At 66.8% G+C, this 26,090-nt stretch carries 25 protein-coding genes and 4 tRNA genes; 17 read left to right on the forward strand and 12 right to left on the reverse strand.

All coding sequences use genetic code 11. From position 1 onward, the window contains the following. Nucleotides 1-86: 86 nt before the first annotated feature. Nucleotides 87-159, reverse strand: a tRNA-His gene (locus tag M2428_RS08760). Nucleotides 160-350: 191 nt separating this feature from the next. After that, entirely contained in the window at nucleotides 351-983 is a 633-nt protein-coding gene (gene orn, locus M2428_RS08765) for an oligoribonuclease (protein WP_277525585.1), read from the reverse strand. Nucleotides 984-1,152: 169 nt separating this feature from the next. On the opposite strand from orn, the gene mptB reads away from it, so the two are divergent. After that, complete coding sequence (mptB, locus tag M2428_RS08770; protein WP_277525586.1) at nucleotides 1,153-2,778, forward strand: polyprenol phosphomannose-dependent alpha 1,6 mannosyltransferase MptB; 1,626 nt, start codon at nucleotides 1,153-1,155, stop codon at nucleotides 2,776-2,778. Here the strand turns inward: mptB and M2428_RS08775 are convergent. Next, nucleotides 2,775-3,458 carry a DNA alkylation repair protein gene (locus tag M2428_RS08775; protein WP_277525587.1) on the reverse strand — a complete coding sequence of 228 codons (684 nt, stop codon included), beginning with the start codon at nucleotides 3,456-3,458 and terminating at the stop codon, nucleotides 2,775-2,777. The genes mptB and M2428_RS08775 overlap by 4 nt on opposite strands. 77 nt (nucleotides 3,459-3,535) lie before the next feature. On the opposite strand from M2428_RS08775, the gene map reads away from it, so the two are divergent. Beyond that, a complete protein-coding gene (gene map, locus M2428_RS08780; RefSeq protein ID WP_277525588.1) occupies nucleotides 3,536-4,303 on the forward strand; it encodes a type I methionyl aminopeptidase in 768 nt (255 codons plus the stop codon). On the opposite strand, the gene M2428_RS08785 is transcribed toward map, so the two are convergent. Together M2428_RS08785 and M2428_RS08790 are read right to left on the reverse strand one after the other, a co-directional pair. Then, nucleotides 4,300-4,935 (reverse strand): GNAT family N-acetyltransferase, encoded by a 636-nt coding sequence (locus tag M2428_RS08785; RefSeq protein WP_277525589.1) that lies wholly within the window; start codon nucleotides 4,933-4,935, stop codon nucleotides 4,300-4,302. The genes map and M2428_RS08785 overlap by 4 nt on opposite strands. Nucleotides 4,936-4,958: 23 nt before the next feature. Further along, on the reverse strand, nucleotides 4,959-5,402 hold the full coding sequence (locus M2428_RS08790; protein WP_277525590.1) for a lipopolysaccharide assembly protein LapA domain-containing protein: 444 nt from the start codon (nucleotides 5,400-5,402) through the stop codon (nucleotides 4,959-4,961). A 294-nt stretch (nucleotides 5,403-5,696) separates the two neighbouring features. Here M2428_RS08790 and M2428_RS08795 point away from each other — a divergent pair, with 294 nt between their 5' ends. Beyond that, entirely contained in the window at nucleotides 5,697-6,713 is a 1,017-nt protein-coding gene (locus M2428_RS08795; protein WP_277525591.1) for a magnesium and cobalt transport protein CorA, read from the forward strand. Between the two features lie 76 nt (nucleotides 6,714-6,789). Here the strand turns inward: M2428_RS08795 and M2428_RS08800 are convergent. Then, nucleotides 6,790-6,862, reverse strand: a tRNA-Arg gene (locus M2428_RS08800). Nucleotides 6,863-7,102: 240 nt separating this feature from the next. Between M2428_RS08800 and M2428_RS08805 the strand changes: the two genes are divergently transcribed. The 3 genes from M2428_RS08805 (at nucleotide 7,103) to ettA (ending at nucleotide 10,157) form a co-directional block, all read left to right on the forward strand. Beyond that, the gene (locus tag M2428_RS08805; RefSeq protein ID WP_277525592.1) at nucleotides 7,103-7,675 is read left to right on the forward strand and encodes a single-stranded DNA-binding protein; all 573 of its coding nucleotides are present in this window, start codon (nucleotides 7,103-7,105) and stop codon (nucleotides 7,673-7,675) included. A gap of 67 nt (nucleotides 7,676-7,742) precedes the next feature. After that, nucleotides 7,743-8,321 (forward strand): hypothetical protein, encoded by a 579-nt coding sequence (locus M2428_RS08810; RefSeq protein WP_277525593.1) that lies wholly within the window; start codon nucleotides 7,743-7,745, stop codon nucleotides 8,319-8,321. 153 nt (nucleotides 8,322-8,474) lie between these two features. Then, nucleotides 8,475-10,157, forward strand: a complete 1,683-nt coding sequence (ettA, locus tag M2428_RS08815; RefSeq protein ID WP_277525594.1) for an energy-dependent translational throttle protein EttA — start codon at nucleotides 8,475-8,477, stop codon at nucleotides 10,155-10,157. A 155-nt stretch (nucleotides 10,158-10,312) separates the two neighbouring features. Here the strand turns inward: ettA and M2428_RS08820 are convergent, their stop codons facing one another. Next, nucleotides 10,313-11,260 (reverse strand): acyl-CoA thioesterase II, encoded by a 948-nt coding sequence (locus M2428_RS08820; protein ID WP_277525595.1) that lies wholly within the window; start codon nucleotides 11,258-11,260, stop codon nucleotides 10,313-10,315. 62 nt (nucleotides 11,261-11,322) lie between these two features. Between M2428_RS08820 and M2428_RS08825 the strand changes: the two genes are divergently transcribed. Beyond that, the gene (locus M2428_RS08825; protein ID WP_277525596.1) at nucleotides 11,323-11,982 is read left to right on the forward strand and encodes a hypothetical protein; all 660 of its coding nucleotides are present in this window, start codon (nucleotides 11,323-11,325) and stop codon (nucleotides 11,980-11,982) included. A 34-nt stretch (nucleotides 11,983-12,016) separates the two neighbouring features. On the opposite strand, the gene M2428_RS08830 is transcribed toward M2428_RS08825, so the two are convergent. Beyond that, nucleotides 12,017-12,475 (reverse strand): globin, encoded by a 459-nt coding sequence (locus tag M2428_RS08830; RefSeq protein ID WP_277525597.1) that lies wholly within the window; start codon nucleotides 12,473-12,475, stop codon nucleotides 12,017-12,019. Between the two features lie 4 nt (nucleotides 12,476-12,479). Beyond that, nucleotides 12,480-13,139 carry a mechanosensitive ion channel domain-containing protein gene (locus M2428_RS08835; protein ID WP_277525598.1) on the reverse strand — a complete coding sequence of 220 codons (660 nt, stop codon included), beginning with the start codon at nucleotides 13,137-13,139 and terminating at the stop codon, nucleotides 12,480-12,482. A gap of 137 nt (nucleotides 13,140-13,276) precedes the next feature. Here M2428_RS08835 and M2428_RS08840 point away from each other — a divergent pair, with 137 nt between their 5' ends. Further along, nucleotides 13,277-14,290: an epimerase gene (locus tag M2428_RS08840; protein WP_277525599.1), complete on the forward strand. Its 1,014-nt coding sequence runs from the start codon at nucleotides 13,277-13,279 to the stop codon at nucleotides 14,288-14,290. A 45-nt stretch (nucleotides 14,291-14,335) separates the two neighbouring features. On the opposite strand, the gene M2428_RS08845 is transcribed toward M2428_RS08840, so the two are convergent. Both M2428_RS08845 and pepN read right to left on the reverse strand, forming a co-directional pair. Then, the gene (locus tag M2428_RS08845; protein WP_277525600.1) at nucleotides 14,336-14,821 is read right to left on the reverse strand and encodes an OsmC family protein; all 486 of its coding nucleotides are present in this window, start codon (nucleotides 14,819-14,821) and stop codon (nucleotides 14,336-14,338) included. Nucleotides 14,822-14,907: 86 nt separating this feature from the next. After that, nucleotides 14,908-17,463: an aminopeptidase N gene (gene pepN, locus M2428_RS08850; protein WP_277525601.1), complete on the reverse strand. Its 2,556-nt coding sequence runs from the start codon at nucleotides 17,461-17,463 to the stop codon at nucleotides 14,908-14,910. A gap of 238 nt (nucleotides 17,464-17,701) precedes the next feature. Between pepN and M2428_RS08855 the strand changes: the two genes are divergently transcribed. The 3 genes from M2428_RS08855 to M2428_RS08865 all read left to right on the forward strand — a co-directional run bounded on the left by M2428_RS08855 (nucleotide 17,702) and on the right by M2428_RS08865 (nucleotide 20,250). After that, on the forward strand, nucleotides 17,702-18,703 hold the full coding sequence (locus tag M2428_RS08855) for a hypothetical protein (RefSeq protein ID WP_277525602.1): 1,002 nt from the start codon (nucleotides 17,702-17,704) through the stop codon (nucleotides 18,701-18,703). A 126-nt stretch (nucleotides 18,704-18,829) separates the two neighbouring features. Then, on the forward strand, nucleotides 18,830-19,321 hold the full coding sequence (locus M2428_RS08860) for a ribose-5-phosphate isomerase (protein ID WP_277525603.1): 492 nt from the start codon (nucleotides 18,830-18,832) through the stop codon (nucleotides 19,319-19,321). Continuing rightward, entirely contained in the window at nucleotides 19,321-20,250 is a 930-nt protein-coding gene (locus M2428_RS08865; protein ID WP_277525604.1) for a DNA glycosylase, read from the forward strand. The genes M2428_RS08860 and M2428_RS08865 overlap by 1 nt, the downstream gene beginning before the upstream one ends. Before the next feature lie 89 nt (nucleotides 20,251-20,339). Here M2428_RS08865 and M2428_RS08870 read toward each other — a convergent pair. Continuing rightward, nucleotides 20,340-20,410, reverse strand: a tRNA-Gly gene (locus tag M2428_RS08870). 131 nt (nucleotides 20,411-20,541) lie between these two features. Here M2428_RS08870 and M2428_RS08875 point away from each other — a divergent pair. From M2428_RS08875 to M2428_RS08900, 6 genes are all read left to right on the forward strand, one after another. Then, a tRNA-Pro gene (locus M2428_RS08875) sits at nucleotides 20,542-20,616 on the forward strand. Nucleotides 20,617-20,684: 68 nt separating this feature from the next. Beyond that, nucleotides 20,685-22,079 (forward strand): trigger factor, encoded by a 1,395-nt coding sequence (gene tig, locus M2428_RS08880; RefSeq protein WP_277525605.1) that lies wholly within the window; start codon nucleotides 20,685-20,687, stop codon nucleotides 22,077-22,079. Between the two features lie 297 nt (nucleotides 22,080-22,376). Beyond that, the gene (locus M2428_RS08885; RefSeq protein WP_277525606.1) at nucleotides 22,377-23,015 is read left to right on the forward strand and encodes an ATP-dependent Clp protease proteolytic subunit; all 639 of its coding nucleotides are present in this window, start codon (nucleotides 22,377-22,379) and stop codon (nucleotides 23,013-23,015) included. Nucleotides 23,016-23,053: 38 nt separating this feature from the next. Further along, nucleotides 23,054-23,713, forward strand: a complete 660-nt coding sequence (locus M2428_RS08890; RefSeq protein ID WP_264357398.1) for an ATP-dependent Clp protease proteolytic subunit — start codon at nucleotides 23,054-23,056, stop codon at nucleotides 23,711-23,713. Between the two features lie 131 nt (nucleotides 23,714-23,844). Continuing rightward, nucleotides 23,845-25,125: an ATP-dependent Clp protease ATP-binding subunit ClpX gene (clpX, locus tag M2428_RS08895; protein ID WP_229993382.1), complete on the forward strand. Its 1,281-nt coding sequence runs from the start codon at nucleotides 23,845-23,847 to the stop codon at nucleotides 25,123-25,125. 125 nt (nucleotides 25,126-25,250) lie between these two features. Continuing rightward, nucleotides 25,251-25,856, forward strand: coding sequence for a DsbA family protein (locus tag M2428_RS08900; protein WP_277525933.1), 606 nt, complete (start codon nucleotides 25,251-25,253; stop codon nucleotides 25,854-25,856). Nucleotides 25,857-26,090 lie beyond the last annotated feature (234 nt).

Here is a 26,090-nt window from a genome sequence, read left to right on the forward strand (position 1 = left end):
AAACTCGGTACAGACAACAAAGGCCGCACCGGATATCCGGTGCGGCCTTTGGAAAAGGTCGGACAATCACTGCCGTCCTTCATGAGGGTGAGCGACGGGGGTTGAACCCGCGACCTCCTGGACCACAACCAGGCGCTCTGCCAACTGAGCTACGCCCACCATGTGCCGTACCAGGTCCTCCGGCGAACCGGCTGGCTGGAAAGGCAACGACAAATAGCTTACCTGTTGTTTGGGGATGGTTTTGCCACTTTTGCGATTTTCACCAAAATTTCCGCAAAACGTGGCGCAGATTACTTTCTTGCGCCAGGTCCTTGCGGCGGGAGTCGCCGGCGGGTCCCTGCGGCGTGCCGCTACTCCGCCGGGGCGGGCGCGGCCGCTTCGCCGCCCATGACGCGCTTGGCGATCCGCTGCGCCGTGGCACTGTCCGGTCCGGGCGCGGGGACAAACACGGCCTCGCGGTAGTACCGGAGTTCGTCGATCGAGTCTTTGATGTCGCCGAGGGCGCGGTGTCCGCCCAGCTTGGCGGGGGACTGGAAGTAGGCCCGGGCAAACCAGCGGCGGGAGAGCTCCTTGATGGTGCTCACATCGATGACCCGGTAGTGCAGGTGCTCCACCACTTCGGGCATGTCGCGGACAAGGAACACGCGGTCGGTGCCCACGGAGTTTCCGCCGAGCGGGGCCTTCCTGGGGTCCGGCACCCATTTCTTGATGTAGTCGAGCACCGCTGTCTGCGCCTCGGCCATGGTCTTGCCGTGCGGGAGCTCTTCAAGGAGGCCGGACCGAGTGTGCATGTCGCGGACAAAGTCGCTCATCTGGGCCAGCGCGGCGTCGTCGGGTTTGATCACGACGTCGACGCCGTCACCGAGGATGTTGAGCTCCGAATCGGTCACCAGGGCGGCCACCTCGATGAGGGCGTCATTCTTGGTGTCCAGGCCGGTCATTTCGCAGTCGATCCAGACGATGCGTTCGTTAGTAATAGGCACCCGCCCAGCCTAACCGTTCCGACGCCACGGAGCCGTCCGGTGCTAGGATTTCGGATACGCGGCCGTCGAATTATTTCGTCAACTTATTTCGTCAACGCGGAGCCCCGGGCCGGACAATGCGGCCGGCTGTGGGCGGAATTATGGCCCCAACAGATAGGACGATCCTGACATGACGGCGCCTGTGCCTGCGGCGGGGGAAACGGCTGCCGGTACGTCCCGCACGTCCACCGCCCGCTCCTCTGCGTCCGGCCGGTCTGCGCTCAGCCCGGCTGAGCTCACCCCGTTGGGGGACGCTGCCGTTGGCGACGTCGACAACCCCCGGTCCCCGATCCTTGCCGGGTTCCTGGGATCGCTGTTCATGACGATCGGTTCGATGGGCGTCGGCTGGCTGGCCCCCGCGTCCGAGCTTCGCCGTGTTCCGCTGTTCATCTGGATGCGCACCGAGCCCTGGGGCGTCGCCCTGTCCATTGTCCTGCTGGCCTTCGGCGGCATGCTGCTGGTCCGCGCCTGGCTGCGGCTCGGCCAGCGCGTCAGGGTCTGGGGAGCAGGCGCCCGCAAGGCCACGCTCCAGGCGACGGCGGCCTGGGGCCTGCCGCTGATGTTTTCCGTGCCGCTGTTCAGCCGCGACGTCTACGCCTACATCGGCCAGGGCCGGCTCATGGTGGAGGGCTTCAACCCCTACGAAAACGGCATTTCGGCGTTGTCCAACTACTTCCAGCTGGGCGCCGACAGGATGTGGACCGAGGCGCCCGTCCCTTACGGCCAGCTGTTCCTGTGGATCGAACAGTTCGTGGTCTGGGCCACCAACGTGCACCCCGAAGGCAGCATCATGCTGTTCCGGGTGGCCGCACTGGTGGGCGTCGTCCTGTGCGTGATCTACGTGCCGAAACTGGCCGAGCTGCACGGCGTGAACCCGAACCGGGCCCTGTGGCTGACGGCAGCCAACCCGCTGTTCCTTACGAACTTCATCGCCAGCGTCCACAACGACTCCCTCATGATCGGCCTTGCCCTGGCCGGCCTTTATTACTGCGCCACCCGCCGGGTGATCCTCGGGATCGTGCTGGTCACGCTGTCCATCTCGGTCAAGCCGATCACGGTTGTCTTCCTGCCGTTCATCGGCCTGCTCTGGGCGGGCAAAGGCGCCAGCTGGCCGCGCAAGTTCGTCTTCTGGGCCCTCACGGCCGGCATCAGCCTGGCCCTGCTGTATCTCATGAGCCGGGTCAATGGCTTCGGCTTCGGCTGGATCAACGGGCTGTCCGCCCCGGGCAGCATCTGGATCTGGTACGCGCCCGTTGGCCTGATGGGCCTGATCGTGGCATCTATCGCCAACACCTTCGGGCTCGACGGCTGGGGACTGGCCAAGTGGGCGTTCGACGCCGGCAAGCTGCTCGCCGTCGGGATCGTCGCCTGGCAGATCTTCCGCGGTGACTACGACCGCCTGATGCGCCGGCTCACCCTGGCGTTCGCCGCCGTCGTGCTCCTGTCCCCGATGATCCAGTCCTGGTACATCGTCTGGCTCATCCCGCTCTTTGCCGTCACCGGCATCCGCGACGACTGGCAGGTCAAGGCGCTCTACTTCATCGTGTCCTTCTTCATGGTGTACGCGATCTCGGACCAGCTGGACGTCTTCCCGTACCTGCAGACCGCTGACCTGGGCCTGGCCCTGGCGCTGGCCCGCAACGCCGCGGCGATCATCGCCCTGCTGTTTGCCCTGTACCTGATCTTCCTGGACCCGAAGACCAAGCTGCTGTTCAGCAAGTCGGACGAGCCGGTCACCACGCGGCCGATCATCTAGGCCGGCAGGTTCCTGAGCGCCTCCTTGCGGGAGAGCGGGCTGAGTTCGTCCCAGTGCCGCTGCACGAACGCCTGCACCCAGGCCGGATCCGTCCTGGCGTATTGGCGCAGCGCCCACCCGATCGCCTTGCGGATGAAGAACTCCGGATTATTGAGGTTGGCCTCGATCACGGCGGCCAGGAGGGCCGTGTCAGTGGCGGCCTTCGCCCCCAGTTGCGCCGTGATGGCGGCCCGCCGGACCCAGAAGTCGTCGTCCCTGCTCCAGCGCCCCAGCACCGGCGTCAGTTCTGCCCGGTGTGCCCGCAAGAGGGTGCCCAGCCGGTGCGCCACCCCGTCCACCAGGTCCCACCAGGCTCCGGTGCGGATGATTTCCTCGTAGAGTGCCAGCATGCTGAGCTCCCCGGCGGCGAGCTTGAGCCCCGTCAGCTCGATCGCGGCATAGCGCTCCTCACGGCAACTGGCGCTCCGCCACAGCGCGAGCACCGTTGACTGCAGTTCCGCCAGGCTGCCCGGCGGGTGGGCCGCGGCCGCTGCCTTGACGATCCCGCGGACCTCGGGAACCCGCACGCCCAGGGAGGGCATCTGCGACTTCATATAGGCCTGCGCCCCCGCGGCGCGGCCTGGATCGGCTGCCGCCCGCAGCGGGCCGCGGATCGCGTCAATCAGTTCAGAGGTGACCATGAGGCCACTGTAGACATCCTGCGGCGGGCTTTAGAGTTGAACCCAGCAAGCCGCGGCTCCGCGTCGGAAGGAAACCCATGTCCATGATCAAGAGTCCTGAAGAGATCGCCCTGATGCGCGAGGCGGGCCGGGTGGTCGCCAACACGCTGGGGAGGGTCCGGGACGCCGCCGCCGTGGGCGTCTCGCTCAAGGAACTGGACGACGTCGCCGCAGCGTCCATCGCTGGCGCCGGCGCCACGCCGGCGTTCCTGAACTACCGGCCGCGGTGGGCGGCAGTGCCGTTTCCCGGGGTCATCTGCACGTCCGTCAACGACGCCGTCGTCCACGGCATCCCCAATGAGTACCGGCTGCAGGACGGGGACCTGCTGAGTGTGGACTGCGGCGCGTTCCTGGAGGGCTGGTGCGGCGATGCCGCCGTCAGCTTTATCGTGGGGACCCCGGACCCGGTGGACCAGGCCCTCATCGAGGCCACCGACGCCGCCCTGTTTCGGGGGATCGACGCGGCAAGGATCGGGAACAAGATGGGGGATCTCGCCTACGCGATCGGCGGGGCGGCGCGCCGGGCAGGGTACGGGCTGCTTGCCGACCACGGCGGCCACGGGATCGGCCGGACCATGCACGCCGAGCCGCCCGTGCCCAACGACGGACGCCCCGGCCGCGGCATCAAACTGACCGAGGGCCTGGTCATCGCCATCGAGCCGATGCTGATTCTCGGCCGCAAGGACGATTACTACCATGACGACGACGAATGGACCCTCCGTTCCGCGAACGGTCGCCGCGCCGCGCACAGCGAGCACACCGTGGCCATCACCGCGGACGGGCCCGTGATCCTGACGCTGCCTTAAGGCCCGCGGTGGGCGCCGGCCGGGGGCGCTGATGTCAGGCGGACGACGGCGCGCCCCGGCACCGCGTCGCTGACCACCGTGAAACCGGCGGCCAGGAAGAGCCCCACCGTGCCGTGATAGAGGTCTGCCGGGCCCGCCTTGGGCCGTTGGGCGGGATCGACCGGATAACCCTCCACCACCGTGGCGCCGTGGGCGAAGGCGTGCTCGACGGCGGCTGCAAGCAGCGCCCCCGCCACACCGGTCCGGCGCTGGCCGGCGGAGACGACAAAGCAACTCACCGACCACACCTGGTTCCCGCCGAGGTCCCGGACCACGTCAGGGGCGGACGCCAGAACCTTCGAGCGCAGGATCCTCGGATAACATCCGCGGGGCTCGACGGCGCACCAGCCCACTGGATTCCCGTCGCGGAAGGCCAGGACCCCGGGCGCCGGCTGGCCGGCGTCGAACTTGTCCCGCAACTGGCTCTTGCGCTCCTCCGGGGTCGACGCGGACCACTCGCTGCCGGTCAAGGCGAAGAACCGGCACCAGCACCGTGAGGGTTCGCCGCGGACGCCGAAGAGGCGCCCGACGTCGGCCCAGTCCGCCGCGGCGGTGGTAATGGCGGCCTGGCTCCGGGGTTCTGCTTCGCGCATGGAAAGAGGGTAGCGCCTGGTGCCTAGCGCGTGCGCGTGCCGCTGGCCTGTCGGCGGACACGATGCGCGGCGAGGCGCAGTTGGATGATGCGGGCGGCTCCGGCGATGGCGACAAGCACGCCGCCACCGACGGCCGCAATGAACAATGCCATGCCGAGCGGGACCGACCCTTCGAGGCCAAAGAACTTCACCTGCACATATTCCTGGTTCTGCAGGATGAAGGCGATGAGCACGATCAGCACCACCAGCGCGCAGGCAACCGCGGCCCAGACCATTCCCGCGCGGGTGACCTGGCGGGCTTCCGGGGCGCGGGCCGGCTCGGGCGCCGGCGCCGCGGGTGCCTCTGGGCGGGACGTTTCAACCTCGGAGGTCCCGGTCCCGGACCCGGCGTCGGCGGCGCCCGGGGGCTGGGTGGTCCGGACATCGTCGGGATGGTTGGGGTCGAAGCTGCGGGGTGTCTCGGTCATAGCGGCCGTGCCTTTCGATTGCGGGCAGGGCACACAGACTTTCTCTGGTGGCCTGCCGGTCCACTCAATACTAAGCGTGCTGATGGCTGGTGGGGTGTCCGGGCAGTTGGGCGCGCGGTTCGGGCGAACCGCCATGCCGGTGACGTTGCCTGCCGAGGCCCGGGAGAGCGTCGTCTGGGGGCCTTCTTCCCGGCAAACCCGCCGGCTGTCATGGGCCAGGACGGGCTGTTGGCACCGGCCCGGCCACGGTATAACGTCACAGCCAAGGGATTGCCTTGAAGAGGAGGCGCGGCCGTGACCATTATTGACAACGCCGTCTATGTGGACGGTCACCGGACCGCCGACCCGGAAGGCCTCGAGGAGACGTATTTTCTCCTGCGGCAGCGCGAGGGCATGGCCTGGATCGGGCTCTACCGGCCGGACCCTGAAGAGCTGCGCTCGGTGGCCGAGGAATTCGACCTCAGCCACCTGGCCGTGGAGGACGCGCTCGCCGGCCACCAGCGGGCCAAGCTGGAGCACTATGGCGAGACATTGTTCCTGGTGCTGCGGCCCGCCCGGTACCTGGACGAAGTGGAGAAGGTCGAGTTCGGCGAGATCCATGTGTTCGCCGGCCCGGATTTTGTGGTGACGGTCCGCCGGGCAGAGTCTCCCGATCTGGCCCGGGTGCGCCGGCGCATGGAGTCCGAGCCGGAGTTCCTGGCGCTCGGTCCGGATGCGGTGTTGTATGCGATTCTGGACCAGGTGGTGGACGAGTACGAGCCGGTGGCCGCGGGGCTGGAAAACGACATCGATGAAATCGAAGATGACCTGTTCGCCGCCGATCCCGGTGTATCGCGCAGGATCTATGAGCTGTCCCGCCAGGTCATCACGTTCCAGCGTGCCACGGCCCCGCTTGCCGGAATCCTGCAGAGCCTTATGGGCACCGGCCCGGACGGGGTGCCGGACCCCGAACTGCAGGACCATTTCCGCGACGTCCTGGACCACGCCATCCGGCTGGGGGAGCGGGTGTCTGGCTTCCGGGCGCTGCTGCAAAACGCGCTGGCCGTCAACGCAGCCCTCGTTGCCCAGCGGCAGAACGACGAAATGCGGCTCCTGACGGAGTCGAGCTTCGCCCAAAACGAGCAGGTCAAGCGGATCTCGTCGTGGGCTGCCATCCTGTTCGCGCCGACGTTGATCGCGTCGATCTACGGCATGAACTTCCGCGACATGCCCGAGCTCGACTGGATCTTCGGCTATCCGATGGCACTCGCGCTCATGATCGGCATGGGTGGGATCTTGTTCCTGACGTTCAAACACAACAAGTGGATCTGACGTTCTGGTTGAAATAGGAGATGAAATAGGAAGCGGCCCTGACCTTGCGTTGTCGCAGGTCAGGGCCGCTCTCTTGTGCCCCAGGAGGGAATCGAACCCCCGACCGGCGGATTAGAAGGCCGCTGCTCTATCCCCTGAGCTACTGGGGCACTGTGGTACCCACCGGCCGCTGCCGGGGGAAGCCTCAAAAAGTTTACAGTGTCGGACGGCCGGTGGGGGTCAACCCTGGACGGTGGCCGGCCCTGCGGCGGGGACCATCCCCGACACGGCCCCCATGGCCACTGCAGGAAGTTTTCCACATGGCACAGCCGGCCCCTCCCCAGCGGCGGCCCGCGGCGGGAAGCTGGAACTGCCCGGCTGGGCACGACAATTCGAGACAGGACATGAGAATGAGCGACAACATTACCGTCCGTGGCTTCGTCGCCTCGGAGATCAGAAGTGCGACCACCCCGGGTGGCGTGGCCACGGCGTCCTTTCGGTTCGGCGCCACCGAGCGCCGCTACGACCGCGGTTCCAGCACCTGGGTGGACGGCAACACCAACTGGTTCACCGTCCAGGGATACCGGCAACTGGCCGGCAACATGGGCTGCAGCATCAAGAAAGGACAGCGGGTCATCGTGGTTGGCCGGCTGAAGATGCGCAGCTGGGAAAAGGACGGCAGGGTCTACCACGACGCCGAGATCAATGCGGAGTCAGTCGGCCACGACCTCATGTGGGGAACTGCCAACTTCATCCGCTCATCCGGAACCGGAATCCAGGCCGGCTCCGGCGCCGGTGCCCCTGGTGCACCCGGTAGTGGGGACGGCGACGACGCCGGACCCCAGACCCAACCAGGGGATACAGGCGGTGATGCTGGCGGGGACGACGACGCCGACCGCCATGCGACCTTCATCAATGACGCGAGCGGCGAGGAAGAGGCGGTGGACCAGGAAACCGGCGAACTGACAGGGGCCGCAGCCTGAATCCCGGGGGCGGCGGGCCATGCCGAGGACGCCGGATCGGGGCACCACAGCGTGGCAGAATTGCCGGATGCAACACGCCAGGATCGCCGCAGGACCCGCGGCGGCCGCCGCTGCGGGACCGAGGACGGTGACTACCGCCGCGGGCGGGGCCAGCCGCCGCGGCCGGGCCGTTCCGGGGGCCGCAACCGTGGTGCTCCTGCTCCTGCTCGTGCTGCTGCCCAATACCTCCGCTTGTGCGACGCCGGCCGGCGGCAGCGGAGTCGGGGGCTCTGGAGCCGGGCATTCTGAAGGCGCGACGTCCGCTGCGTCCCCGGCCCCGTCTGGGCCGACGCGCACCGGCGGGACCGGGACACCAGGTTCCGACATGAAATCCAAGGTCGAGTCGGTCTTGGACGCCGCCGTCCGCGGCGGGGGCCAGCCCCAGACAGCGCGCATCCGCGAGTCTTTGGTCAGCGCCGGGATTCCGGCAGGCGAGGTGGAAGTCACCGCAGGCCGGACGCCCACCGGCCTGGCTGCCGGCGCCGTCGAGGCCGGCGTGCGCGACGGCCGCAGCTGCATCGTTGCCCAGATCCGGAACGGCAGCGTCACTGTCGGCGTGCTGCCGGTCTTGGCCTCGGGCGGCTGCCTCGTGGGCGTCCAGGACTGAACCGATCCGTCCAGGGCCGGGCACGGCCGCGGGTGCAACAGGGGACAATGAGGCAACTGCAAAAGCAATGGCTGCGGCAGCCGGGCCGTCCCGGGGGCGCATCGCGGCTTACGGAATGTGAGTTATCCCGGCCGAACCACTAGATTTGTAGGCATGGCGGAATTTATCTACACAATGACCAAGGCCCGTAAGGCTGTCGGCGAAAAACTCATCCTTGATGACGTAAGCATGTCCTTCTTCCCGGGGGCCAAGATTGGCGTTGTCGGCCCGAATGGTGCCGGTAAGTCCACCATTCTGAAGATCATGGCAGGCTTGGACACTCCCTCTAACGGTGAGGCCCGGCTCAGCCCCGGCTACACGGTAGGCATCCTGCTGCAGGAGCCGCCGCTGAACGAAGACAAGACCGTCCTGGGCAACGTCCAGGAAGGCGTCGGTGAAATCTACGGCAAGATCCTGCGCTTCAACGAGATCTCCGAGGAAATGGCCAGCCCGGACGCTGACTACGATGCCCTCCTCGAGGAAATGGGACAGCTGCAGGAAGCGATCGACGCGGCTGACGCCTGGGATATCGATTCCCAGCTGGAACAGGCCATGGACGCACTGCGCTGCCCGCCCGCCGATGCCGATGTCACCCTGCTCTCCGGTGGTGAGCGCCGCCGCGTGGCACTGTGCAAGCTCCTGCTGCAGAAGCCGGACCTGCTCCTGCTCGACGAGCCCACCAACCACCTCGACGCGGAGAGCGTGCTGTGGCTCGAACAGCACCTCTCCAACTACTCCGGCGCCGTCCTGGCCGTGACCCACGACCGGTACTTCCTTGACCACGTGGCCGAGTGGATCGCCGAAGTGGACCGCGGCCACCTCTACCCGTACGAGGGCAACTACTCCACGTACCTGGAGAAGAAGCGTGCCCGCCTGGAAGTCCAGGGCAAGAAGGACGCCAAGCAGGCCAAGCGCCTGACCGAGGAACTCGAATGGGTCCGATCCAACGCCAAGGGACGCCAGACCAAGTCCAAGGCCCGTCTGGCCCGCTACGAGGAAATGGCCGCCGAGGCGGACCGCACCCGCAAGCTCGACTTCGAAGAGATCCAGATCCCGCCGGGACCGCGCCTTGGCGGACTCGTGCTGGAGGCCAAGGATCTCCAGAAGGGCTTCGATGACCGTACCTTGATCGACGGCCTGTCCTTCACGCTGCCCCGCAACGGCATCGTCGGCGTCATCGGCCCCAACGGTGTCGGCAAGTCCACGCTCTTCAAGACCATCGTGGGCCTGGAACCGCTCGATGGCGGCGAACTGAAGATCGGCGATTCCGTCAAGATCTCCTACGCCGACCAGAGCCGCGGCGGCATCGACCCGAACAAGACCCTCTGGGAAGTCGTGTCCGACGGGCTCGACTACATCCAGGTCGGCCACGTCGAAATGCCTTCCCGCGCCTACGTGGCCGCCTTCGGCTTCAAGGGCCCGGACCAGCAGAAGAAGGCCGGGGTGCTCTCCGGTGGTGAGCGCAACCGCCTCAACCTGGCGCTGACCCTCAAGCAGGGTGGCAACCTGCTGCTGCTCGATGAACCGACTAACGACCTCGACGTCGAAACCCTCAGCAGCCTCGAAAACGCCCTGCTCGAATTCCCGGGTTGCGCCGTCGTCGTCTCGCACGACCGTTGGTTTCTGGACCGGGTGGCCACCCACATCCTGGCCTACGAAGGCGACGAGGAGAACCCGTCCAAGTGGTACTGGTTCGAGGGCAACTTCGAGTCCTACGAGGAGAACAAGGTGGAGCGCCTCGGCCCGGACGCGGCCAAGCCGCACCGCGTCACGCACCGCCGCCTCACCCGCGACTAAGCCCGCAAGGCTTACAGCGCCACGAAAAAATTCAGCGCCACGAAAAAGCCGGCTCCCCGCGCGGGGAGCCGGCTTTTTCGTGCCTTGGGACTAGCCAGCGGACGGGCGGGCTAGCTGCGCTCGGCCTTGCGCATCTGGTGCTGCAGCACTCTCGACTAGACGGCGGCCTGCACGGCGCCCTTCACTGTGTTCTTGAAGTCGTTCGGCACGCGGACCATGCCTTCCTGGGCCACCGTCGCCACATGCCGGCCGTCCCGGCTGAAGATCTTGCCGGTGGCGAGACCCCGCGCGCCCTGGGCGCTGGGCGATTCCTGGACATACAGGAGCCATTCGTCCACCCTGACCGGCCGGTGCCACCACATCGCGTGGTCCAGGCTCGCCACGGACATCCCGGGCGTAATCCAGCTCATCCCGTGCCTGCGGAGGATGGATTCCAGCAGGGTGTAGTCGCTCGCGTAGGCCAGGGCGGCCCGGTGCAGGCCGGCGTCGTCGGGCATGGGACCGAAGGTCTTCATCCAGACGGCGTTGCGTGCTTCCTTGGGCCCCTTGGCCGAGACATACAGCGCCGGATCGACGTGGCGGATATCGAACGGCCGCTCGTAGGCCCAGTGCCGGGCCACGGGGTGATCGAACTTGCCCAGCAGATCCGCGGTGCTGGGCAGCGATTCGGGGTCCGGGATCCCGGCGGGCATCTCGGACTGGTGCTCGATCCCCTCGTCCTCGGCCTGGAAGGACGCGATCATCGACAGGATGGGCATGCCCTCCTGGTACGCGTGGACGCGGCGGGCCGAGAAGGACCGGCCGTCGCGCAGGCGCTGCACCCCGAAGGTGATCGGCTTGTTGGCGTCTCCCGGGCGGAGGAAGTAGCCGTGCATGGAGTGGACACTGCGGTCCGGGTCGACGGTGCGGCTGCCGGCGATCAGGGACTGCGCCAGCACCTGGCCGCCGAAAACGCGCTGCCTGGGCTGCTGCTGGGAGGGACCCATGAAGATGTCCTCGTCCGTCCGCGCGCCCTCGAGCTCGCCGAGGTTGAGGAGCTGGATGAGCGAGGAGGTGGGGTCCTGGGTCGGGAGCCCCAGCAGTCCGGCTTCGGCTTCAGTCATGGTCTGACTCTAGACGGCAGGCGGCGGCGCTCCAAAGAAGCGCAGCCGGTAGAGTCGGTAGTGTGTCTGATGTCCTAACCCAGCCCCTGCAGTTCTCCGATCCCCGCGATCTCGATGACCTGCGCACCTTCGCCACGCGTGCCAAGTCCATTGACGACGGCGCCATCCGGCTCCAAGCCGCGGGCCCGGTCCTGGCCGCCTACGTCTGCGTCCTGCGGCCCCGGCTCCTGGGCGAAGCCACGCCCACCATCCTGGGTCTGCGGACCATGGCGCTGGCACAGCCGGCGGACACTGACGTCACAGTGCCGCTGTCCGCCGTGCTGGACCGTTTGGCACGGGCCGGGGAGCACGACGTCGAACTTCCCGTCCCGCCGGTGACCGTCAGCGAGTCGTGGGCCGGGATCGGGGCCCCGCGGGCCGGCTGGGAACTGCTCGGCACCGTCAAGGACAGCAAACTGCGGGCCGCCGCCGAGGCCGGCATCAGGGAGATCGCCGCGATCATCCCGGACAAGCCGGGGGCGCTGATCGTCAACAACGCCCGGGCCACGGTCTGGGGCCGGGAACTGCCCGACACCGGCGGCCTGCCCGCAGGCGCCGCGTTCGCCGCGCTGACCTTGGGCTTCCTGGCAGACGGCGAACAACGGCTTTACCGGGCCGGGCGCTGGTTCCGGCTCAGCGGCACCCGCGGCCACGTGCTGGTTCGGACCGGCACCGGGCTCTAGGAAGCTTCAAGGAGGCTTCAGGCACCGTTCGCGCTCAGGCCTCCGACGGGCTGTTCACCATGGAAAGGGCTGCCCGGTCCATGTAGTCCCAGAGCGTTCCCTCGTACAGCGGCGGCAGCTCCAGGGCATCCACCGCGGCGCGCATGTGGAACAGCCAGCGCTCCTTGGCCTCCGGCGTCACCCGGAACGGCATGTGGCGCATCCGAAGCCGCGGGTGCCCGCGCTCCTCGCCGTACGTCGTGGGGCCGCCCCAGTACTGTTCCAGGAACATCAGGAAGCGTCGCTTGGCCGGGCCGAGGTCCTCTTCCGGGTACATGGCGCGCAGCAGCGGATCGGTCGCGACGCCGTCGTAGAAGACGTCGATCAGCTTCACAAAAGTCTCGTGGCCGCCCACCGCGTCATAGAAGTTGTCCGTGTAGCCGGGCTGGCTGAACGGATCGTTTTGCAGCAGTTGCCGGGGCTGGCTGGTGTCGCCGGCGCTGGGAATCGTCATTTCTCTATTCTCCGGCCTTCTGCTGGGGTGCGGCGCCGGCCTCGTCCGCCGCGGGCGTCTCGGGCGGGATGTAGGTGCCCTGGGAGCGGTTGCCCACGCGCAGGATTTCGCCGTTGCGCAGGTACCAGATGGTGCCGTCGTCGGCCCGGACTCGGGTGATCCGCAGGTTCATGGCCTCCACCGTGCCCACCACCTCGGAGGTCTCGATGATGTCGCCAATGCCGTACTGGTCCTCGAAGGTAATGAAGATGCCGGCCAGGAAGTCGCGGATCAACTGCTGGGCACCGAAGCCGATGGCCACACCGAGGATTCCGACGCTCGTCAGGATCGGCGCAACGTCTACATCCAGGTACTTGAGCACGTACACGATGGTGAGCACGGCGATCAGGACGCCGACCACGCTGCGGAGCAGTGCGCCGATTGTCTCTGCCCGCTGCACGCGTCGTTCATGGTCCAGGGCGCGGAAGGCCGGAGCCACCCAGCGGAAGTGCGACTTCTTGAAGAGTGTGCTGCCCGCCGCAACTCGTTTGGTGATTCCGGTGATCACGAAGGATGCCACCAGCCACACGGCGACGCCGATGCCCAAGCTGATGAGGCCACCCGGCAGGTTGACAGCCGAGATGTCCGGTGCGGTGATTGGTTCGATGGTGGTCAGGCTGATCATCGGTGAGGGAAAACTCCTTGTTTACTGCGTCCCTGCTGCCGGCCGGCAGCAGGGCTGGACGTCCGGAAAGGCGCATGGCGTTCGCCGGGCGCATAACACTCTGGTCTACTTCAACATTAGCGCCGTAGCGTGGCCCCATGCGCATCCTGGTTCTCGGCGGCACCGTCTTCCTGTCAGCGGAAATAGCCCGGCAGGCCCTGGTCGCCGGCCACGACGTCACCTGTCTGGCCCGCGGCACGGCCTCCGCGCCGCCCGACGGCGCCACCTGGCTGCGCGCGGACCGCTCGCAGGGGAAGGCAGCCTACGAGGGGGCCGCCGGCAGCGGCGCGTGGGACGCCGTCGTCGACGTTTCGCGGGACCCTGACCAGGCGCGGGAGGCGCTCGAGGCGCTGGCCGGCCCGGCCCGGCACTGGACCTTCATCTCCAGCTGCTCGGTCTACGCGGACCATTCCGTGGCCGGCGCCGCCGAAGACGCTCAGCTGCTCCCACCGCTCGCTCCGGGCACGGAACTGACGATGGACAACTACGGGGAAGCCAAGTCCGCGATCGAACAGTGGACCCGGGAACTGGCAGGGGACAAGGCGCACCTCTGCCGCGCCGGCCTGATCGGCGGACCGGGGGACGGCTCGGACCGTTACGGGTACTGGCCGGCCCGTTTTGCCCGGGACGACGATCCCGTTCTGGTCCCGGACATCCCCGCCGACGCCACCCAGATCATCGACGTCCGCGACCTCGCGGCCTGGATCCTCACCGCCGCTGAAATCGGGACCACCGGGGCGTTGAACGCCGTCGGCGAGCCGGCCCCCTTTGCCGCCTATCTGGAGGAATCGCGTCAACTCGCCGACGCCGACTCGGAGGCGGTTGTCGCCCTTGGGGACTGGCTGGCGTCCCACGGTGCGAACTACTGGGCCGGTCCGGACTCGCTGCCGCTGTGGCTGCCGCCAGGCCACGAGGGCTTCACGGCCCGCAGCAATGACGCTGCCAGGGCGGCCGGACTCCGCATCCGGCCCTGGATGGACACCCTGCGGGACACGCTGGAGGACGAACGCCGCCGCGGGCTCGGCCGTGAACGCAAAGCCGGGATGAGCCCGGAGACGGAACGCCGGATCGTGGCCGAGTACAGGGCAGAGGCCTCAGCCGTGCCCGGCTGACGGTGCCGGCTGACGGGCCCGAATGACGGTGCCGGCGGAAGGTGTTCAGTCCGGCTGGCCCTCCACCACGGCCGTGGGTTGGTGCAGTACCGGGAAGTTGACGCTGCGGGCGATGAAACAGACCTTGTTGGCCTCGACGTGGAGCTCCTCCAGGAGATCCGGGGCCGCCGATCCCGCCACGGTCACCCTGGGCTTCAGCATGACGGATTCGAACTGCCCGCTGCCGTCCCGGTTGGTCCGCATCAGGCCTTCGGCGCGGTCCTCATAGGCCGTCACCACCACGCCGTGCTTCACGGCCACGTGCAGGAAGGAGAGCATGTGGCACTGCGAGAGCGCGGCCAGGAGCAGCTGTTCGGGGTTGTAGCGCTCCCGGTCCCCGTGGAAGGTCGGATCGGCCGAGCCGCGCAACACCGGCAGCCCGGCGATCTCGACGTCGTGGTCGCGTGAGTAACCGCGGTACGTGGACGTCCCGGCCCCGAGGTTCCCGGTCCAGCGGATAGTCAGTGCGTAGCGGTGTTCGTCAAGGCTCATGACTCCAGCCTAGAACGACGGAACCCCGGCGCCGCACGGAGGCGCCGCCGGGGTTCCAGGATTGCCGGGGGGCAGGGGTGACTTTCCTAGCCGACGTCGGCCTGGCGGGCCCGCAGGGAGCGTTCCACGCCGTCGCGGTTCTCCAGCATCATCCGGCGCAGCGCCGAGCTGTCCGCCGGCAGCGAGGCCAGGAACTCATCCGTGCGGTCCACGGTGGCCTGCGTGGTCAGCTGGGCCGGGTAGAGCCCGACGACGATCTGCGAGGCCAGTGCGTGGGTTCGGTTGGCCATGATGCCCGGGACGGCCTCGAAGTACTTCTCGGCGTACGGCTCCAGCAGGGTCGTGTCCAGGACCCGGGTGAAACCGGCCACCGCGGAGCCCTGCAGGGCGTTGGACAGATCGCCCTTGACCACAATCGATTCCCAGGCTTCGGCCTTGGCCTCCGGAGTGGGGATGGCGGCCTTGGCCAGGGCCGCCGCGTTCTGGCCGTTGGAGGTGTTGTCGTGCGCCAGTTCCTCGTCGATCCGCTCCTGCCCGGCGCGGCCGCCGGCCACGAGGGACGCCAGCAGCTCCCAGCGCAGGTCCTGGTCCACGCTCAGCCCGTCGAGGGTGAGCGAGCCGTCCAACAGCCCGGACACCGTGTCCAGCTGCCCGGCGCTGCGGGCCAGCAGGGCGTAGGACTTCACGAACTGCAGCTGGGCGTCCGAACCGGCCGGCACAGCCGAGGCGAGATCCCAGAGCCGATCGGTCGCGGCCACCGTGGTGGCTTCCTTGTGTTCCTCGGCCACGTAGAAGGTCAGTGTGGTGGCCAGCTGCCGGAGCTGGACCAGGATCACGGAGGAATCGGATTCCTCGGCAATGTTGGCCAGGATCAGGTCCACGTATCCGCGGGCCGGGGATTCGCCGTCGCGCGCCGCGTCCCAGGCCGAGCCCCACACGAGGGTGCGGGGGAGGCTCTGGCTGAAGTCCTTCAGGTGGGCCGTCGCGGTGGCAAGCGATTTCGGATCCAGGCGGACCTTGGCATAGGCGAGGTCGTCGTCGTTGAGCAGGATCAGGTCCGGCTGGGCCAGACCGGCCAGGGCCGGAACGTCGGTGCGCTCGCCGTCGACGTCGAGCTCCACCCGGTGCACGCGCTCCAGCTTGCCAGCGCCGTTGAGGTTGTAGAAGCCGACGGCGAGGCGGTGCGGCCGCAGCGTCGGCTCGCTCTCGATCGCCGACTGCACAACGGCGAAGGAGCCGATGGTGCCGTCCGCGTCCGCCGAGATCTCCGGCGTCAGGGTGTTGACGCCGGCGGTCTCCAGCCAGAGCTGCCCCCACTTTTCGAGGTCACGGCCGCTGGCCTTCTCGAGTTCGGCCATGAGGTCGCTCAGCTCGGTATTCTGCCAGGCGTGCTTGCTGAAGTACTCGCGCACCCCGGACATGAACTCCTCCGGGCCCACCCAGGCGACGAGCTGGCGCAGCACCGAGGCGCCCTTGGCGTACGTGATGCCGTCGAAGTTCACCTCGACGTCCTGGAGGTCGTTGATCTCGGCGAAAATCGGGTGCGTGGTGGGCAGCTGGTCCTGCCGGTACGCCCAGGACTTCTCCACGGAGGCGAACGTGGTCCAGGCGTGGTCGAACTCGGTGTTCTCCACGGCGGCGAGGTGGGACATGTATTCGGCGAAGGACTCGTTGAGCCAGAGGTCGTTCCACCACCGCATCGTCACGAGGTCACCGAACCACATGTGCGCGAGCTCGTGCAGCACGGTGATGGCGCGGCGTTCCACCTGGGCGTCGGTGACCTTGCCGCGGAACACGTAGCCTTCCAGGATGGTGACCGCGCCGGCGTTTTCCATGGCACCGGCGTTGAACTCCGGCACGAAGAGCTGATCGTACTTCTCGAACGGGTACGGGCAGCCGAACTGGGCCTCGAAGAACTCGAAACCCTGCCGGGTGAGCGCGAAGATGTTGTCGGCATCGAGGTACTGCATGAGCGACTTGCGGGCGAAGATGCCCAGGGGAGTGACCCGGCCCTCCGCCGAGGTGACTTCGCTGCGGACCGACTGGTACGGCCCGGCGATCAGGGCGGTGACATAGGAGGAGAGCCGCGGAGTGGGCGTGAACTCCCAGACGGAGCGGGCGCCCCCGTCCTCGCCGGGGAGGGTCTCCACCGGCACCGGGGTGGGGGAGTTGGAGACGAGGTCCCAGTGCGAGGGGGCGGTGACGGTGAACGTGAAGCTGGCCTTGAGGTCGGGCTGTTCGAAGACGGCGAACATTCGCCGCGAGTCCGGGACCTCGAACTGGGTGTACAGGTAGACCTCGTTGTCCACCGGATCTACGAAGCGGTGCAGGCCTTCGCCGGTGTTCATGTAGGGCGCGTCAGCCACCACGAGCAGGTGGTTCTCGGCCGCCAGGTCCGGGAGCTGGATCCGGACGCCGTCGGAGACCTCGGCCGGGTCCAGTTCGCGGCCATTGAGGCTCACGCTGTGCACGGCGTGGGTCACGGCGTCGATGAAGGTCGAAGACCCCGGCGTGGCCCTGAACTTCACGGCAGTGGTGGAGCCGAACACTTTCTCGCCGCGCGTCAGGTCAAGGCTGACGTCGTAGGAGTCGACGTCGATCAGGGCGGCGCGCTCGCGGGCTTCGGCGCGGGTCAGGTTCATACCGGGCAAAGGGGCCTCCAGAAGAAGATGGATACTGCCGGCCGGCCGCAGCCGCCGGCGATACTGTGAAATTATTCTTTCACGTCAGCGGCCCGTGGCAAGTTAGCCCGATCACAATTTCACTCACCGCCGTGGCCCGATGGCAAGATGGAGCGCCGGATGCGGCGCGAAGCCGCGCCGGATACGCGCGGCACGGCTTCCCAATCGCGGCACGTGCGGCCGGGGTAGCGTTGGGGGTATGGGAAAGATCCGTGACTCAGTCGATGCCAGGGCGCTGCGCTTTGCCATCGGTTTCCCGCTGATGCTGGCGGTCGGATTCGTGGTGTGCGCGCTTCTGGTCCGCCCGGAGCTGCCCGAGCCGCTGGCCATCCGCTGGACCGGCGCCGGTGCCGCCGACTTCGCCCCGTTCACCGCAGTCACGGGAGCCGGTGCCTCGCTGATCGTGGTGATCGGCTGGGCCGTGCTGCTGCAGGCAGTGCCGCTGTCCCGCCCCGTGATGATGCGCCGCATCATGATGGGCGCCGGCCTGTCCATGAGCCTCTTCGTCACCACCGTCCTCGCCGCCGTGCTCGTGGGCCAGCTGGGATTGCCCGATGCGCGGGGATCCCATGTGGACGCCTCAGTCCTGGCCCTCGGTAGCGGCGCGGCCCTCGCCCTGGGCGTCGTCATGGGTTTCGTGTTCAAGGCCGACGAACGCTGGTCTGTCGATGACGACCTCGCCGTCCGGCAGGCCCTCGAACGCGAACAGGATCCGGAATTGGCCAGAGACCGGGTCAGCCTCTGGGTCCACGCCCGCAGCTCGATTTTCGTCATGCTGGGCATCGCGACGCTGCTGCCTGCCGCCCTCCTCACCGTTGCCGTGCCGTGGCTGTCTGTCCTCCTGGTGGCCGCGGCCCTGGTGGCGGCGGCATTCCTGGTGGCCCGGATCCGGGTCGACCGCAGCGGCCTGCGCGTCTTCGCAGCAGGATTCGTCCGGGTCATGGATGTTCCGGCCGCGGCCATCGACGCTGCCACGCCCAGGGACGTCATCGCGGCGGACTATGGCGGGTGGGGATACCGAAGCCATGGCAACACCACGGCGATGCTGGTCAGCAGCGGCCCCGCGGTGGTCATCGACCGCTCGGACGGGCGCCGGCTGGCCGTGAGTGGCGGAAGCGCCACAGCGGCGGACAACATTGCCCAAACGCTGTCCCGGGTGGCGGACCGGGCCCGGCGCAATGGCGAGACGCCCGCCGTGTAACACGACAGTTCCGTGAAGGCCTCCGGCCAACCGGAGCACCGTCCCGGAAGGCTCCGCCTAGTACGCTTGGACCAGACCCCAACCCGCCCCCGCCGCCGTCTGGCGCCGCAACTGAACGGAACAGCCGTGACCATTTCTGACTTCCCCCGCGTGCACATTGCCACCGACCACGCCGGCATGGAGCTCAGCGCCCATCTTGTCAGCCACCTCAGCGCCAAGGGCTACGAGGTGGTGGACCATGGACCCAAGGTCTACGACGCCCTGGATGACTACCCGTCGTTCTGCATCAACGCCGCCCTCGCGGTCGTCGCGGACCAGGAAGCCGGAACCCACGCCCTGGGCATCGTCCTCGGCGGCTCGGGCAACGGCGAACAGATCGCCGCCAACAAGGTCAAGGGCGTCCGTGCCGCGCTGGCATGGAACCTGTCCACGGCGCAGCTCGCCCGGGAACACAACGACGCCAACGTCGTCGCCGTCGGCGGCCGCCAGCACAGCGTTGATGAAGCCACTGACATCATCGAGGCCTTCCTGACGGAGCCGTTCAGCAACGACGAGCGCCACGTCCGCCGGATCGGCAAGATCGCCACGTACGAGCGCACTGGCGAGGTCATCGACTAGTGCCGGAAGGGCACTCCGTTCACCGGCTGGCGCGCCAGTTCGGTGACGTTTTCGCGGGCGAGAAGCTGACAGTTTCGAGCCCGCAGGGGCGGTTTGCCCCGGGCGCCGCCCTGCTGGACGGCCACGTCATGACCTCGGCGACCGCGCACGGAAAGCATCTCTTCCTCGAGTTCGAGCACGGGCTTCTCCTGCATGTCCACCTGGGCCTCTATGGCGCCTGGGATTTCGGCGGCGACGCCAGCTTCCGCGGCGCCTCCAGCATCGGCGCGCCCCGGAAGGTGGGGGAGCGGGAGTTCTACGACGACGGCGGCGCGGCTGAACCGGCCGACGTTGTGGCCGCATACGCAGGGCCGCCGGAACCGGTGGGCGCCGTCCGCGTCCGGCTGGTAAGCGGGCACGGCTGGGCGGATCTGCGCGGCGCGACCACGTGCGAGGCGATCACGGAGGCGGAGGCGGCGGCTGTGCTGGCGCGGCTCGGCCCGGACCCGCTGCGCAACCGGCCCGGCGACCGGGACGCATTCGCCGCCACGGTGGCGGCCAAACGCACACCGCTGGCGGGCCTGCTCATGGACCAAAAGGTGATTGCCGGCGTCGGGAACGTCTACCGGGCCGAACTGCTGTTCCGGCAGCGCCTGAACCCCTGGCTGCCCGGGGCCGAACTGTCACCGGGCGCGGCCCGCCGGCTCTGGGACGACACCGTGGCAATGATGGCCGACGGCGTCCGGGACGGCCGGATAATTACGACGCCGCCGCGGTACTGGAACGGGACCGGGGCTGGCGCGTCCCGCCTCGTGCTGCCGGACCCGGACCACGCGCACTTCGTCTACCGGCGGCACGGGCTGGACTGCCGTGACTGCGGCACGCCCGTGGCGCTCACGGAGTTGGCTGCGCGGAAACTGTACTGGTGTCCGCGGTGCCAGCAGGCCTGATCCGGAACATATGCCGGCAGGCATGCAAGCTGCATGAAACAGACACAAAAAAGCCCCTCCGCAGAGGGGCTTTTTTCGTCATATTTCCGAGGGGACGACGGGAATCGAACCCGCGTAATCAGTTTGGAAGACTGAGGCTTTACCATTAAGCTACGTCCCCGGGATATTGCTGGAACTCCAGCATAACTTCCGGTCGGCTGTTCAAGCCGGATACAACTAAACCCAATTCAGGGCCCCGGTGTCAAATGTGCAAATCGACACAGTATGACCGTAGACTGTTCTGTGCACTTACGGGGTGTAGCTCAGCTTGGCTAGAGCGCCTGCTTTGGGAGCAGGAAGTCGCAGGTTCAAATCCTGTCACCCCGACTCTGCAAGCACTGCCAGCACGTGGCAATGCAGAACCCCATACCCCCCACACCAGGAGTACTTAGACTGTGAAGAGCGCTGTCGAGAACCTCACCCCCACGCGGGTCAAGCTCAATGTTGAGGTCCCCTTTGAGGAATTGAAGCCCAGCATCGCAGAGGCATACAAGACTGTTGCTTCGCAGATCCAGGTCCCCGGTTTCCGCAAGGGCAAGGTCCCGTCCAAGCTCATTGACCAGCGCGTTGGCCGCGGCTACGTCCTGGAGACGGCCATCAACGAAGGCCTCAACGGCTGGTACCAGGCCGCAGTGCAGGAAACCGGCATTCGCCCCCTGAGCCGTCCCGAGGTCGAGATCACCGAGGTGCCGGACCCGTCCGCCACTGACGGCGAACTCAAGTTCCACGCCGAGGTTGACATCCGCCCCGAGGTCGAACTGCCGGACTACGCCGGCATCAAGGTTGAAGTCGCCGCCGCCGAGTCCTCGGACGCCGACGTCGACAAGGCCTTGGACGAGCTCCGCGGCCGCTTCGGCACGCTGAAGTCAGTGGACCGTCCGGCCGCCGATGGCGACTTCCTCACGATCGACATCGCAGCCTCGATCGACGGCGCCGACGTTGACTCCGCCTCCGGCCTGTCCTACCAGGTTGGCGCCGGCACCATGCTCGAAGGCCTCGACGAGGCCGTCACCGGCCTCAGCGCCGACGAAGACGCCATCTTCGACACCACGCTGGTTGGCGGCGAGCACGCCGGCGAGGCCGCTCAGGTCAAGGTCACCGTCAAGGCCGTCAAGGAGCGCGAGCTCCCCGTCGCCGACGACGACTTCGCCCAGCTCGCCAGCGAATTCGACACCCTGGCCGAACTCCGTGAGGACCTCGCCAAGCAGGCCGCCGAGTCCAAGGTTGTTGAACAGGGTGTCGAGGCCCGCGACAAGGTCCTGGACAAGCTCGTTGAGCTCGTCGAGGTTCCCGTCCCTGCATCGATCGTCGAAGAGCAGCTTGAGCAGCACTTCAACGCCGAAAACGCCCACGGTGAAGGCGAGCACGACACCGAGGAGCACCGCGCCGAGGTCAAGGCCAACACAGAGCGCGCCTTCCAGAACGAGATCATCCTTGACGCAATCGCCGAGAAGGAAGAAGTCAACGTCAGCCAGAACGAGCTGATCGACTACATCGTCACCACCGCCAGCCAGTACGGCATGGACCCGAACCAGTTCGCCCAGATCATCGACCAGAGCGGCCAGGTTCCCATGATGGTTTCCGAGGTCCGCCGCCGCAAGGCACTGGCCGTCGTCCTGGGCCAGGCCGAGGTTACCGACTCCGAGGGCAACAAGGTTGACCTGAGCGACTTCGTCCGCCCCGGCGACGAGGCAGCCCCGGCCGCCGAGTCCGTTGAGGAAGAAGCCACCGCAGAAGACGCAGCCACCGAGGCCACGCCCAGCGATGACCCCGCAGCAGTGAAGTTCTAGCATTAGCGCTGACGGCCCCCGGATCACCGATCCGGGGGCCGTTCGTTTTAAGCCCGAGGCTGCCGGCTGGACCCTGTTGCCGCGGTCGGATGAAAGCCGCGAAGGCCGCGCATCAGGGACCCCGCTTGCGCGGTCCCGGCAATCGTGCGCCGTCAGCGAACAGCCCCGCGCCAGCGAACAAAGCGGGCGTGAAAACGGTTAGTGTCGCTGTAGGAAAGTTCAGTGATGTCGTCCAGTGGCGTCACCGTCGCCAGCGAGAGGTAAGTACATATGTCACAGCAAGCAGGGGCACCCCGGATGGCTACTGTCGATCCGGCAGCCCAGGATAACTACATTTACAACCGCCTGCTGAAAGAGCGCATCATCTGGCTCGGCTCCGAGGTCCGCGACGATAACGCCAACGCGATCTGCTCCCAGCTGCTGCTGCTCTCGGCGGAGAATCCTGAAAGGGACATCTACCTTTACATCAACTCACCCGGCGGCTCCGTCACCGCCGGCATGGCCATCTACGACACCATGCAGTTCATCCCGAACGATGTTGTTACGGTTGCCACCGGCCTCGCCGCGTCCATGGGCCAGTTCCTGCTCTCCTCCGGTACCAAGGGCAAGCGCTACGCCACCCCCAACGCCCGCATCCTTATGCACCAGCCCTCCGGCGGCATCGGCGGCACGGCGTCGGACATCAAGATCCAGGCCGAGCTGATCCTGCACATGAAGAAGGTCATGGCCGAGCTGACCGCTGACCAGACCGGCCAGGCCGTGGAGACCATCCTCAAGGACAACGACCGCGACAAGTGGTTCACGGCCCCGGAAGCCCTCGAATACGGCTTCTTCGACAAGATCGCGGCGCACGCCGGATCCGTGGCCGGCGGCGGCGGAACCAACGCCAATGGCTCTGGCAATAGCGGCGGCGCTGCGACAGCCTCCGAGAACTGACCGGCAGGTAGACAGCAATGAATTCAGGAGCAATGAACATGAACTACAACTTCGGTTCGACTGCCGGTAACCTGCCGAGCAGCCGCTACGTGCTGCCGCAGTTCGAAGAGCGCACCCCCTACGGCTTCAAGCGCCAGGACCCGTACACCAAGCTGTTCGAGGACCGCATCATCTTCCTCGGCGTACAGGTTGACGACGCCTCGGCGGACGACGTGATGGCCCAGCTACTGGTGCTCGAGTCCACGGACCCGGACCGCGACATCACGCTCTACATCAACTCCCCGGGCGGCTCCTTCACCGCCATGACGGCGATCTACGACACCATGACGTACATCCGCCCGGAGATCCAGACCGTCTGCCTCGGCCAGGCGGCCAGCGCCGCCGCCGTGCTGCTCGCGGCCGGCACGCCGGGCAAGCGCCTCGCGCTGCCGAACGCGCGCGTGCTCATCCACCAGCCCTCACTGTCCGGTGGGCAGGGCGGGCAGGCCTCGGACCTGGAGATCCAGGCCGCCGAGGTCATGCGCATGCGGTCCTGGCTCGAGGACACGCTGGCCAAGCACTCCGGCCGAACGCCGGAACAGGTCAACAACGACATCGAGCGGGACAAGATCCTCACGGCCGCCGAGGCCATGCAGTACGGCCTCATTGACCAGGTCCTCGATTCCCGCAAGATCAAGCCCCAGGCAATCTCGCGCTAATCAGCAATACGCGACGCCGGTGCGGCACTTTTACTTGGCCGCACCGGCGTCCGCTTTCCACCCAACGGGCACAAAGTGACCTAGAGTGGAACATGTCACAGGCAGCAGCAAGCTACTAAAGGGGTTCACACATGGCTCGGATTGGCGAGAGCACTGATCTGCTGAAGTGTTCTTTCTGCGGAAAGAGCCAGAAGCAGGTTCGCAAGCTCATTGCCGGGCCCGGCGTCTACATCTGCGACGAGTGCATCGAACTCTGCAACGAGATCATCGAAGAGGAACTCGCGGAAGTAGCTGACCTGGGCAGTTTCGAGCTGCCCAAGCCCCGCGAAATCTTTGATTTCCTGCAGGAGTACGTGATTGGCCAGGAACCGGCCAAGCGGTCGCTCGCCGTCGCGGTCTACAACCACTACAAGCGGATTCAGGCTGGCCACGCGCCCAAGAGCGGCAGCCTCGCCGACGGCGTGCACCACGACGACGTCGAGATCGCCAAGTCCAACATCCTCCTGATCGGCCCCACCGGCTGCGGCAAGACCTATCTGGCCCAAACCCTGGCCCGCCGCCTCAACGTCCCGTTCGCCGTGGCCGACGCTACGGCCCTGACGGAGGCCGGCTACGTCGGCGAGGACGTCGAGAACATCCTCCTCAAGCTCATCCAGGCCGCCGACTATGACGTCAAGAAGGCCGAGCAGGGCATCATCTACATCGATGAGATCGACAAGATCTCACGCAAGAGTGAAAACCCCTCCATCACCCGGGATGTCTCCGGCGAGGGTGTGCAGCAGGCGCTCCTGAAAATTCTCGAAGGCACTGTGGCCTCGGTCCCGCCGCAGGGCGGACGGAAACACCCGCACCAGGAATTCATCCAGATCGACACCACCAACGTGCTGTTCATCGTGGCCGGCGCTTTCGCGGGGCTCGAGGACATCATCGGTTCGCGTTCCGGACGCAAGGGCATCGGCTTCGGCGCCCCGCTCAACGAGGTCAAGAACACCACGGATTCCTACGGCGAGGTCATGCCGGAAGACCTCCTCAAGTTCGGGCTGATCCCGGAATTCATCGGCCGGCTGCCCGTCATCACGACCGTCTCGAACCTGGACCGCGCCGCGCTCATCCAGATCCTGTCGACGCCGAAGAACGCCCTCGTCAAGCAGTACCAGAAGATGTTCCAGCTCGACGGCGTCGAGCTCATCTTCGAGGACGAGGCACTGAACACCATTGCCGACCAGGCGCTGGAGCGTGGCACCGGCGCCCGAGGGCTCCGCGCCATCATGGAGGAAGTCCTGCTCCCGGTCATGTTCGACCTGCCCAGCCGCGATGACGTCGCGAGCGTCGTGATCACGGAAGAGGTCGTGACCAAGAAGGCAGCGCCCACGATGATCGCCCACGACGTCAAGCGCCGCAAGTCCGCCTAACAGCCTGGCTCGTTCGGAATAAATCAGCCGTACCGGTCGCTGTACCCTTTAGCGTGCCGTGTCTGTGATCCGCCGCAGCGCGCTCCCCGCAGACTTCCTTAAGGAGAACACCTGTGCCTGAAACCATGACCAATAAAGCCGACTTCTGGTTCGACCCCATGTGCCCGTTCGCCTGGGTCACCTCCCGCTGGATCGGCGAAGTGGAAGAAGTCCGCGACATCAAGACCGAGTGGCATGTAATGAGCCTCGCGGTGCTCAACGAGGGGCGCGAAGAGCTGCCCGAGCAGTACCGGGAGTTCATGAAGAAGGCGTGGGCTCCTGTCCGCGTCATCACTGCCGCCGCTGAAAAGCACGGTGCGCAGTACATCAAGCCGCTCTACGACTCCATGGGCACCAAGATCCACAACGAGGGCAACAAGGATATCGACGAGGTCATCGCCAAGTCGCTGGCCGAGGCGGGACTGCCGGCCGAGCTTGCGGCCGCCGGCCAGAGCGACGAATTCGATGCGCAGCTCCGCACCAGCCACGAGGCAGGCATCTCCCTGGTCGGCCAGGACGTGGGCACACCCGTCGTCGCCTTCAACGGCACAGCCTTCTTCGGCCCGGTCCTGACCCGCATCCCGCGTGGCGAGGAAGCCGGACGGATCTGGGACGCCACGGTGACCCTGGCATCCTTCCCCTTCTTCTTCGAAATCAAGCGCAGCCGTACCGAAAGCCCGGACTTCAACTAGGCCTGACAACACCGTGCCCGGCATCCCGCCCGGCCTGCCAAGAGCCCCGGTAGAACTACTCCGATGTAGTTCTACCGGGGCTCTTGTGCATGCCCATCCGAGGGACAACAATGGAACTTACCCACTTCGAAAGAAGAGGGACGCAGGAACCAAAGATTCAGTGACACTCATCCGACGCAGCCTTCGGCAAAGTCAGATGATGGCTACCAGTGACGAGGTAGGAAGACCTGAAAG

Origin of the sequence: Arthrobacter sp. ES3-54, assembly GCF_029504395.1 — a bacterium.
Lineage (GTDB): Bacteria > Actinomycetota > Actinomycetes > Actinomycetales > Micrococcaceae > Arthrobacter.

Excerpts from the sequence above, each read along its gene's own strand:
- M2428_RS08820 (WP_277525595.1), bottom strand. The coding sequence starts at position 11,260 with ATGACTGAAGCCGAAGCCGGACTGCTGGGGCTCCCGACCCAGGACCCC.
- M2428_RS08785 (WP_277525589.1), bottom strand. The coding sequence starts at position 4,935 with ATGCGCGAAGCAGAACCCCGGAGCCAGGCCGCCATTACCACCGCCGCG.
- M2428_RS08855 (WP_277525602.1), top strand. The coding sequence starts at position 17,702 with ATGGGAAAGATCCGTGACTCAGTCGATGCCAGGGCGCTGCGCTTTGCC.
- map (WP_277525588.1), top strand. The coding sequence starts at position 3,536 with ATGTCCATGATCAAGAGTCCTGAAGAGATCGCCCTGATGCGCGAGGCG.
- M2428_RS08810 (WP_277525593.1), top strand. The coding sequence starts at position 7,743 with ATGCAACACGCCAGGATCGCCGCAGGACCCGCGGCGGCCGCCGCTGCG.
- clpX (WP_229993382.1), top strand. The coding sequence starts at position 23,845 with ATGGCTCGGATTGGCGAGAGCACTGATCTGCTGAAGTGTTCTTTCTGC.
- pepN (WP_277525601.1), bottom strand. The coding sequence starts at position 17,463 with ATGAACCTGACCCGCGCCGAAGCCCGCGAGCGCGCCGCCCTGATCGAC.
- ettA (WP_277525594.1), top strand. The coding sequence starts at position 8,475 with ATGGCGGAATTTATCTACACAATGACCAAGGCCCGTAAGGCTGTCGGC.
- mptB (WP_277525586.1), top strand. The coding sequence starts at position 1,153 with ATGACGGCGCCTGTGCCTGCGGCGGGGGAAACGGCTGCCGGTACGTCC.
- M2428_RS08790 (WP_277525590.1), bottom strand. The coding sequence starts at position 5,402 with ATGACCGAGACACCCCGCAGCTTCGACCCCAACCATCCCGACGATGTC.
- M2428_RS08845 (WP_277525600.1), bottom strand. The coding sequence starts at position 14,821 with ATGAGCCTTGACGAACACCGCTACGCACTGACTATCCGCTGGACCGGG.
- M2428_RS08840 (WP_277525599.1), top strand. The coding sequence starts at position 13,277 with ATGCGCATCCTGGTTCTCGGCGGCACCGTCTTCCTGTCAGCGGAAATA.
- M2428_RS08890 (WP_264357398.1), top strand. The coding sequence starts at position 23,054 with ATGAACTACAACTTCGGTTCGACTGCCGGTAACCTGCCGAGCAGCCGC.
- M2428_RS08885 (WP_277525606.1), top strand. The coding sequence starts at position 22,377 with ATGGCTACTGTCGATCCGGCAGCCCAGGATAACTACATTTACAACCGC.
- M2428_RS08805 (WP_277525592.1), top strand. The coding sequence starts at position 7,103 with ATGAGCGACAACATTACCGTCCGTGGCTTCGTCGCCTCGGAGATCAGA.
- M2428_RS08835 (WP_277525598.1), bottom strand. The coding sequence starts at position 13,139 with ATGATCAGCCTGACCACCATCGAACCAATCACCGCACCGGACATCTCG.
- M2428_RS08900 (WP_277525933.1), top strand. The coding sequence starts at position 25,251 with ATGACCAATAAAGCCGACTTCTGGTTCGACCCCATGTGCCCGTTCGCC.
- M2428_RS08775 (WP_277525587.1), bottom strand. The coding sequence starts at position 3,458 with ATGGTCACCTCTGAACTGATTGACGCGATCCGCGGCCCGCTGCGGGCG.
- M2428_RS08830 (WP_277525597.1), bottom strand. The coding sequence starts at position 12,475 with ATGACGATTCCCAGCGCCGGCGACACCAGCCAGCCCCGGCAACTGCTG.